This window comes from Paraburkholderia sp. SEWSISQ10-3 4, from assembly GCF_030464785.1.
In the GTDB taxonomy this organism is placed as follows: domain Bacteria; phylum Pseudomonadota; class Gammaproteobacteria; order Burkholderiales; family Burkholderiaceae; genus Paraburkholderia; species Paraburkholderia aspalathi.
This window is the reverse complement of sequence record NZ_JALPRI010000025.1, coordinates 112,939-121,655: the sequence shown is the minus strand read 5'-3', so window position 1 is coordinate 121,655 and position 8,717 is coordinate 112,939. Positions and strand designations below refer to the sequence as shown.

Annotated in this window: 8 protein-coding genes; 2 read left to right on the top strand and 6 right to left on the bottom strand. The window is 63.0% G+C overall.

Features of this window, described 5'->3' with window-relative positions; genetic code table 11:
- Positions 1–108: 108 nt before the first annotated feature.
- The 3 genes from hpnK to M0D68_RS36660 are packed head-to-tail and all read right to left on the bottom strand — an operon-like array spanning position 109 to position 2,773.
- Entirely contained in the window at positions 109–933 is an 825-nt protein-coding gene (hpnK, locus tag M0D68_RS31620; protein ID WP_266226337.1) for a hopanoid biosynthesis-associated protein HpnK, read from the bottom strand.
- On the bottom strand, positions 923–2,200 hold the full coding sequence (gene hpnI / locus M0D68_RS31615; RefSeq protein WP_211707437.1) for a bacteriohopanetetrol glucosamine biosynthesis glycosyltransferase HpnI: 1,278 nt from the start codon (positions 2,198–2,200) through the stop codon (positions 923–925). Before hpnI (M0D68_RS31615) ends, hpnK begins: the two co-directional genes overlap by 11 nt.
- A gap of 12 nt (positions 2,201–2,212) precedes the next feature.
- Entirely contained in the window at positions 2,213–2,773 is a 561-nt protein-coding gene (locus M0D68_RS36660; protein WP_308187617.1) for a hypothetical protein, read from the bottom strand.
- A 135-nt stretch (positions 2,774–2,908) separates the two neighbouring features.
- Here M0D68_RS36660 and M0D68_RS31605 point away from each other — a divergent pair, with 135 nt between their 5' ends.
- Both M0D68_RS31605 and M0D68_RS31600 read left to right on the top strand, forming a co-directional pair.
- Complete coding sequence (locus M0D68_RS31605) at positions 2,909–3,568, top strand: response regulator transcription factor (RefSeq protein WP_266226336.1); 660 nt, start codon at positions 2,909–2,911, stop codon at positions 3,566–3,568.
- Positions 3,568–4,968 carry an ATP-binding protein gene (locus tag M0D68_RS31600; RefSeq protein ID WP_093642919.1) on the top strand — a complete coding sequence of 467 codons (1,401 nt, stop codon included), beginning with the start codon at positions 3,568–3,570 and terminating at the stop codon, positions 4,966–4,968. The genes M0D68_RS31605 and M0D68_RS31600 overlap by 1 nt, the downstream gene beginning before the upstream one ends.
- 13 nt (positions 4,969–4,981) lie before the next feature.
- On the opposite strand, the gene M0D68_RS31595 is transcribed toward M0D68_RS31600, so the two are convergent.
- The 3 genes from M0D68_RS31595 to hpnJ form a co-directional block, all read right to left on the bottom strand.
- Entirely contained in the window at positions 4,982–6,007 is a 1,026-nt protein-coding gene (locus tag M0D68_RS31595) for a flippase-like domain-containing protein (protein ID WP_200619409.1), read from the bottom strand.
- A 77-nt stretch (positions 6,008–6,084) separates the two neighbouring features.
- A complete protein-coding gene (hpnI, locus tag M0D68_RS31590) occupies positions 6,085–7,269 on the bottom strand; it encodes a bacteriohopanetetrol glucosamine biosynthesis glycosyltransferase HpnI (protein ID WP_200653148.1) in 1,185 nt (394 codons plus the stop codon).
- Entirely contained in the window at positions 7,266–8,687 is a 1,422-nt protein-coding gene (gene hpnJ / locus M0D68_RS31585) for a hopanoid biosynthesis associated radical SAM protein HpnJ (RefSeq protein ID WP_266226335.1), read from the bottom strand. Before hpnJ ends, hpnI (M0D68_RS31590) begins: the two co-directional genes overlap by 4 nt.
- Between the last annotated feature and the right edge of the window lie 30 nt (positions 8,688–8,717).

Sequence of the window (8,717 nt, the reverse complement as noted above, 5' to 3'; positions counted from 1 at the left end):
ACGCTAATAGACCACTAACAATTCAAGGAAAGGCACCAAAGCCAGAACAAGGAAAAGCCAAAACCCTAAGAACACTGACAAACAAGCGCCGCGCAGGCAACAAAAAAATCAACTGCTGAGCACATCTCCAAACCCACCAACCCGAACCCCCACTCCCCGAATCGCCTCAGCAACCCGAGGCGACAAAAGCGCCTGCAACTCATCGACGTGCCGATAATCCCTCATCCCATGACTCAAAACCCGATCCCCCGCAAACGCCGGATGACAATAAATCTCCCCCACCCCACGAGGCAAATCGGCAAGCGCAGCAAGCCACACCTCCTCATCCATACGCCCACTATTGGCAATTCCAACCACATAATCGTTGTGCACGATTCCGGCCCGATCCAACCGCGCCCGCACCCATGAAATCCACGGCCGCAACCACAGCGGCGCACCAACCTCGAACGGCAAACGCATCGCCCGCATCCCGTACTCGCGGCCAATCTCCAGAATCAACTCGAGCACCGTCGGATGCAAATGAAAATGCTTGTGCGTGTTGACGTGATCGAGCGTCAACCCCGTCCGCGCAAAAGCGTCGAACTGCGCGCGAATCTCTCGCGCCAGCTGTTTGCGAACGTGCGGCAAAAAGAAAAACCGCACCCCGTCCCGCACCATGTTGTCGCCAAAGCGGCCATGCTCGTCGAGCAAGGCCGCAATCCCCGCGCGCGGCGTGACCGCGTCGCCGTCCGCCAGTACCAGATGCAGACCGACCCGCAGCCCCGGGAGTTCGCGGGCACGCGCCACCGCATCGGCCGCGGCAGGCGCGCCGATCATCAGGCTCGCTGCCGTCAGCACGCCGTGCCGGTGCGCCTGCTCGACCGCCAGATTTACCCGTGAATGCAGGCCGAAATCGTCGGCAGTAACGATCAGGCCGCGCGGCTCAACCACCATCCGAAGTCTCCATGACATCCATCACGCCCATTGCCTTCGCGCGCGTCGTCGACGCGGAGGCCTCAACGGGAACGCGTGCGCCGCGCCACACCACATGCGAGCCGAACGCGCCCGCGAGCCATTGCAATGCCAGCAAGGTATCGCGCAACGGCACGAGCGGCAAGTCGTGCCAGAAAGTACGTTCGTGACGCGCGGAACGCAAATGCAGCAGCATGCGCGCGGCAAAACCGGCCGCCGTGCCGGCGCCGCTCACCAGCGCCGCCCACAAATGCACGCCGCCGGATGGTCCGCTCGCGAGACTGCCGGTGAGCCACGCGCCGGCCAGGAGCCACGGCGTCGGAAACGTGATGAACAGAAATGCAAAGCCAAGCGGGTTCACCGAGCGGATCGTGCGCAGCCAACGCGTCTCACGCTGCCACAAGGCGGAAAAAGTCGGCTCGATAACATCGGTGGCCACCATCACGCGCGAAAGCACCGTGCTAAGGCCGAGCGCGCGCACGTGCTCGGCAAGCCAGTAGTCATCCGCGAGGCAGTTTTTCAGCGCGTCGAAACCGCCAATGCGCTCGAGCGTCGCGCGGCGCAAGGCCAGCGTCGCGCCGAAACCGAAGCGGCGCGAGCCGGCCGCATGCGCGACCCGCACCGACGGCGCGAACCACTCGTTGATGAAGAGCGCGCCGACCCGCGGCCAGAAACCGCCCACACCTTGCGCCACGTAGAGGCAGGTCACCACGCCCACGCGCGGATCGGCGAGCGGCGCCGCTACGGTGTCGAGATAGTCGGCTTCGACAGCGATGTCGCTATCCGCGATCACAATCACGTCATGGCGCGCCCTCTCGGCCATATTGATCAGATTGCTGACCTTGAGATTGCTGCCGTGCACGCGCGTATCGACGGCGAGCTCGATGTCGTGCATCGGATAGGCGGCCTGCAAACGGCGCACCACGGCGATGGCGGGATCGTCCGGCGACGAGACCCCGAGTACGAGCTGGAAATGCCCGTGGCGCTGGTCGCAGAAGGTTCTGAGATTTTCGTAGAGACGCGGCTCGGCGCCGCACAGCGGCTTGAGCACGCTGACGCCGACATTCGTGAAAGGAGGTAGGGAATCCGAAGCCCGGGCGGCAGCCGGGACGCTAGCGGCCCTCGCGCGCGCGCCGCGGCGCACTGCGAAGAACGGCATCGCCACCGCGGCCAGCATCGCATAGAGCGAGGCCGAGACGCAGCCGGATAACAGGATCCATTGGCATGCTGTCAATGCGTGCGCCGCCATCGCCTGTTGCCTTCAGTGCCCGGCGAGCATGAATGGTTTGCCGGTAAAGCGTAGATGAAGAACGACGAACCAGCGCCGCGGGCAGTCCGCTTCAATCAACATGGGACGGCCGGCAGGCGTGGCGTAGTGGCCCTGAATGGCGAGATTGAAAGCGGCCTGCGCAAATTGGCGCATCACGATGACGCCGCTCACGATCAGCGCCAGAGCAAGAGTCTGAAACCCCGTGGAACTGAAAACCTGCTGCGAAATTGGCAGAACCAGCAGTGCCAGCAAGGCGAGCACTTCGGTAACCATGGCCGTGAGCGAAGCCGCCATTAGATGGGCTCGCAGCATGTCGGTGGTGACTGGCTTCATGGTGGCATGGTCTCGTGACCTGAAGGAACGCGCGGCATCATGCAGTGACGCGATTCGCCGGCACATGCACCGGTAAATCGCGCCGACAAAGGCGCCAACCGTACATTCCATCGATGTGCTTACGATTAAGTTGCGATGATCTGACAACATGACGTAGTTTCGCGCGCCCATGTCGGCCACGCGACAGTAACCTGCTGAGGGGCGATAGTAGCGATTCAAGCTGAAGGAAACCTTAAGGAAGAAAGAGGTATAAAGCGTCCAACGAACATGATCGCTACACTTCGGATGTGTGACTCGGCGCTTGCTTAAAAACCGTCGCCGCTATGCAATAGACATCAAACGGAATCTCTCCCCATGCGCGTACTCCTCGTAGAAGACGACGACCTGATCGGCTGCGGTATTGAAGCGGGACTGCGTCAAGCCGGTTTCGCGGTCGACTGGGCTCGCGACGGCCACAAGGCCGGTCTCGCCCTCGACACCACCGCCTATGCGCTCGTCCTGCTCGATCTCGGCTTGCCCAGGGTGTCGGGTATGGAATTGCTGAAGCGGCTGCGCGACGCCGGCAAGGACGTGCCCGTGCTCGTGCTAACCGCCAAGGGCACGGTGGTGGATCGCGTCGGCGGCCTCGAAGCGGGCGCCGACGACTACCTCGGCAAACCCTTCGACCTGACCGAACTGATCGCCCGTTGCCGGGCCCTGCTGCGCCGCGCGCAGGGGCGCAGCGTCGAGGTGATCCGCTATCAGGATCTGACGGTCAATCCCACCGCGCAAACCGTCGAAATCGGCAATACGCGCGTGCCCCTCACCTCGCGCGAATGGGCCATCCTGATGCAGCTGCTGACCAATCAGGGCATTCCCCAGTCGCGCTCGCGCCTCGAAGAGAGTTTGTATGGATGGCAGGAAGAAATCGAGAGCAATGCGATCGAGGTCCATGTGTCCAACCTGCGCAAAAAGCTCGGCGCCAAGCTGATCAGAACCGTGCGTAATATCGGCTACGTGGTGGAGAAAGCGTAATGTCGGCATCGATACGCCGCCGTCTGATGATGCTGGTGCTGACCAGCATCGTGCTGATCTGGGGCATCGCGCTGATCTCGAGCTATCGTCAGGCCACGCGCGAAGTCGGCGAATGGGAAGAAGCACGTCTTGCGGAACTCGCGCAAATCCTCGCGCTGCTCGACGAGCGCAATCTGACCACGCTGGCCAATGCGCGCATCGACGTGCGCGAAGAAGAAAAAGGCGGCGAACCCGGCGCGAACAATAGCGACGACGACGATTCCTTGCCGCGCGACGCGCTATTTCAGGTGCGCAGCGCGAACGGCGACGTGCTGGCGGGCAGCCCGCAATTGCGCGTGCTGCAAGCCTGGGATTTGCCTGTGCCGCCCGCAAGCGGCGCGCAAAACATGACGCTGGGTGGCCAGATGTGGCACACGTTCACCTTGCGCGATACTGCGCTCGGCCACACGGTGCGCGTGTTCGAACCGGCCAATACCCGTAGCGATCTGGTGAGCGGCGTCGCGAGCCGGATCGCCCGCCCTACGCTGATCGCGCTGCCGGTGCTGGCGCTGCTGGTGTGGTTCAGCATCGGCTGGAGCCTGGTGCCGCTCAAGGTCCTCTCCGGCGCCATTCGCGCGCGCGATATCAACCGGCTGGAACCTGTCGATATTGGCCGCGCGCCGACCGAGGTGCGCCCGCTCGTCGACGCAATCAATCTGGTGCTATCGCGCTTGCGGCACTCTATCGAACGCGAGCGCGCGTTTACCGCCGACGCGGCGCATGAACTGAAAACGCCGCTTGCTGCCATCAAGGTGCAGGCGCAAGTCGCACTGGCCGAACCGGACACGGCGCTGCAGCGGGTGGCGATGGAACGCGTGGTGCAAGGCGTCGATCGCAGCGCGCGGCTCGCGGAGCAGTTGCTGCTGCTTGCGCGCCTGGATGCGCACGAAACGCTCGCCACGTCGCCACTCAGGCCCGCGGCCGTGGCGAAAGACGCACTGCTCGCCAACGAGCCCAATGCGCAGCAAAAGGACATTCGCGTAACGCTCACCGGCGACATGCGCGCCGAGATCAATGCGGAGCCCGTCTTGATGGGCATCCTGCTCGACAATCTGCTCGATAACGCGATCAAGTATGGACGCACCGGCGGCAGCATCGAAGTCGCCGTGCGGTATGACGCCGGCCGGGTGCAGCTCACCGTGCGCGACGACGGCCCTGGTGTCGCGCCCAGCGATCTCGCACGCCTCACGAACCGGTTTTTCCGCGCCACCGGCAATCAGGCCACTGGCAGCGGACTTGGCCTCTCGATCGTCGCGCGAATCGCGGAGCATTTCGGTGCGAGCCTGCATCTCGGCGCAGGGGTCGGCGAGCACGGCCTCGCCGTGGAAGTGTCGTTTCCTGCTTATGCGGGCGTGGAGTAATGACGGTGGTGTACTAACGCTGGCTGGCTTCGCCCACGACCGCCCGCCCCGCGGATTCCGCCCGCTTCGGCTCGCGATTGGCCGACTCGGCAAATTGCCACGCAATGAGTCCGGGTACGAAGATCAGCAGATCGCGAATGCGCCGCGCGCCGGCAAGCGCAAGGCAGATGGAAGGATCGAGGCCGAACGCGCCGCCGATCAGAATGAAACCGCCCTCCTGCACGCCCAGACCGCCGGGCACAAAGAACGCCGCACTGCTGATCGCCTGGATCAACGATTCGATCACCACCGCCTCGACCAGCGTGACGTGCACGCCGAGAAAGTACAGCGCGAGCCAGATTTCGAGCGAGGTCAGGAAGCATTGCAGCGGTTGCCAGAAGAACAGATAGCGCAGCACCACGCCGCGCCGGCGCCAGATCAGCTTGATGGCCTGGTCGATCTGAGCGGATTGTCCGACGAGCGCGGCGAGCTTGCCGCTTGTCATACGATTGAGCACGCGCGTGATGCGCTCGAACGGGCTGGCATGCTGCACGAGTGCGAACAGCACCAGCAGCGGCGTGAGCACCACCACGCCCCACGCCAGTTGCCCGGCGAGCCGCAGCGTGTCGGACTGCGCATGCGCGAACAGAAAACCGATGCCGACCATGGTGAACAGCAACTGGCTGATCACCGTGAGCTGCATATCGACGATGATGCTGCCGACCGCCGTAGAGGGCCGTACGCCCCAACGCTTGAGCATCCGGAACGACACCACCTCGCCGCCGATACGCGCCACCGGCAACATGCAATTGACGGATTCGCGCACCCAGACCAGATGCAGCATATTGGCAATACTGGGCCGGTTCGCGCCGCGAATCAGCGAGCGCCAGTCGCAGGCATTGGCGATCATCGGCAGCACGTGCGCGAGCGCCGCGAGAACGAGGCCGGCTCCCGCCGCGCGCAGTGCGCCAAGCACGGCGCCGGGATTGTCCTGCCAGACCAGCCACAGCGACACCAGCAAGCCGGCAAGCGCGGCGAAGCGGCCGAGATGCTTCATCATGCGGCCACCCTTTGCACGTGCTTCAGGCACGCTGCATCGTCCTCATTACGCCCTTCCGGATACCCGCGCATCATTGCTTACCCAGCCTGCTGTTCATCCGTCATTCCGTCCTGCGCCGCCGACAGCAGGCCGTCGCCATCCACTTTGAAACTGAAACCGCGCCAGATCACGCGCGAGGACCAGAAGCTCGCCACGAAAATCGAAAACGATACGATATCCCATAACGGCAACAGCCACAGGTCGCGATGCGCCTGCTGCAGCGCACGATCGGACACCAGTTTCAATACGAGTCGGACGCAGACGGCGACCAGCGCCAGCGACCACGCCCACCATGCGCCATCCGAGAACGCGGTGGCGAGCAGCGCAAAGGCTAGCGGGAAAATCAGCACCGAGCCGAGGTGGCCGAGCGGATCGATGCTGCGGATCGTGCGGCTCCAGCGCAGTTCATGCGCGATCAATTTCGTCGCGCTGTTTTCAACGCAGGCATGCGATATCGTGAACGGCGGAATCACCACTTTCTCGCCGATCATGCGCACGGCCTCGCCAATCGCATGATCCTCGGCCAGGTGCTGCACGAATGGCGTGAAGCCACCAATTTTTTCCAGCGTATCGCGCCGCATCGCGATGCTCTGTCCAAAGCAGGGGCGCGCGAGACCGAGCGCAAGCCCCGTCACCACGCCGGGCAGGAACTGATAGTTGGTCGCCTTGGCCGACAATCTCGGCCAGAACCCGGGATCGGGCGCGCCGCGATACACGCAGGTGACGAGACCGACGCCAGGCTTCTGCAATTCGCCGACTACATTGCGCAGATAATCCGGCCCGACGCTCACGTCGCTGTCGGCGAATACCAGCACGTCGTGCCGGGCCTGCGGCAGCATGTTGAGGATGTTGCTGATCTTGCGGTTCGGGCCGTACAGACGTGCGTCGGCGACCACGGTGATGTCCGCTTCCGGATGCAGCCGCCGCAGATCGTCGACGGCCTGCAATGCGGGGTCGGCCGAATCGTGCACGCCGAACAGGAATTGCACCGGGCCCGGATAGTCCTGCTGACAGAAGCTCGATAGATTGGTGAGTAACGCCCACTCGTCGCCGTGCAGCGGCTTGACGATCGTGACCGGCGGAAAGCTGGTCGGCTCGGACACCGCTCGCGCGAAGAACCGGCCGATCAGGGCGCCCGCCAACACCGTGTAGGCGATGCCGAAAACCGCCCCCGCCGCACACGCATAGGCCAGCGTGACGGCGAGCAGATGCACGGCGTTCACGCCTCGTGGGCGCGCAGGAAGCGGAAGAATTCGACGCCTTCACGCAGGCGCCGTTTCATCATGTCCCAGCTCGTGAGCATCTCGCGCAGAATTTCCCAGATCTTCGACGGACGGAAATAGAAGCGCTTATAGAAGTTTTCGAGCTGGTGGTAAATCTCGTCACGCGACAGATGCGGATAGCCGATCGCCGCGAGCTGCACGCCCGACTTGCTGACGAGGTTGATGACCTTGTTCTCTTCCAGCCAGCCGTTTTCGACCGCCTGGTTGTAGAGCGTCGTGCCGGGATAGGGAGCCGCGAGCGACACCTGAATCGTATGCGGATTGATTTCCTTCGCGTACTCGATGGTCTTCTGGATCGTGTCCTGCGTCTCGCCAGGCAGGCCGAGAATAAAGGTGCCGTGAATCTTGATGCCGAGCTTGCGGCAATCTTCGCTGAAGCGGCGCGCAATGTCGGTGCGCAGACCCTTCTTGATGTTCAGGAGAATCTGGTCGTCGCCCGATTCATAGCCCACCAGCAGCAGGCGCAGGCCGTTTTCCTTCATGATCTTCAACGTCGCGTACGGCACGTTCGCCTTCGCATTGCACGACCACGTCACACCCAGTTTGCCGAGACCGCGGGCGATCTCCTCGACGCGCGGCTTGAAGTCGGTGAAGGTGTCGTCGTCGAACATGATCTCCTTGACTTCAGGCATGTTGTCGCGAATCCACTTCACTTCTTCGAGCACGTTCTCGGTCGAACGCGTGCGGTAGCGATGCCCGCCCACCGTTTGCGGCCACAGGCAGAACGTGCATTTCGAACGGCAGCCGCGGCCCGTGTAAATCGACACGTACGGGTGCTTCAGATAGCCGATGAAATAGTTGTCGATCTTCAGATCGCGCTTGTAGACGGGCGCCACGAACGGCAACTCGTCCATGTTCTCCAGGATAGGGCGCGCTTCGTTGTGCTCGATCGAACCGTCGGCCGCGCGATAGCTCAGACCTTTGATGCCGGCGAACGGCTTGCCTTCGGCAACTTCCTGGCAGGTGAAGTCAAATTCTTCACGGCAGACGAAATCGATCGCCTCGCTCGCGGTCAGCGAATTGTGCGGATCGACCGCGACCTTCGCGCCGACCATCCCGATCAGCACCGAAGGCTTGCGCTTCTTCAGGTCTTCGGCGAACAGTGCGTCGGTGGGGAAAGACGGTGTGCTGGTGTGGATCACCACCAGGTCATATTGCTGTGCTATGTCGAGCGACGCTTCGAAGGACAAGCCGTCGGCGGGGGCATCGAGTACGCGGCTATCGGGCACGAGCGCGGCGGGCTGCGCGAGCCACGTCGGATACCAGAACGAGCGTACTTCACGCTTGGCCTGGTAGCGCGATCCCGCGCCACCATCGAAGCCGTCATACGACGGCGCTTGCAAGAAGAGGGTTTTCATGAATGCTCCAGCAAGCCTTAGATCGGCGCT

Bases quoted from the DNA above. Each gene is read 5' to 3' on its own strand.
- hpnK (WP_266226337.1), bottom strand. From the start codon at position 933: ATGGTGGTTGAGCCGCGCGGCCTGATCGTTACTGCCGACGATTTCGGC.
- M0D68_RS31605 (WP_266226336.1), top strand. From the start codon at position 2,909: ATGCGCGTACTCCTCGTAGAAGACGACGACCTGATCGGCTGCGGTATT.
- hpnJ (WP_266226335.1), bottom strand. From the start codon at position 8,687: ATGAAAACCCTCTTCTTGCAAGCGCCGTCGTATGACGGCTTCGATGGT.
- hpnI (WP_211707437.1), bottom strand. From the start codon at position 2,200: ATGGCGGCGCACGCATTGACAGCATGCCAATGGATCCTGTTATCCGGC.
- M0D68_RS31600 (WP_093642919.1), top strand. From the start codon at position 3,568: ATGTCGGCATCGATACGCCGCCGTCTGATGATGCTGGTGCTGACCAGC.
- M0D68_RS31595 (WP_200619409.1), bottom strand. From the start codon at position 6,007: ATGATGAAGCATCTCGGCCGCTTCGCCGCGCTTGCCGGCTTGCTGGTG.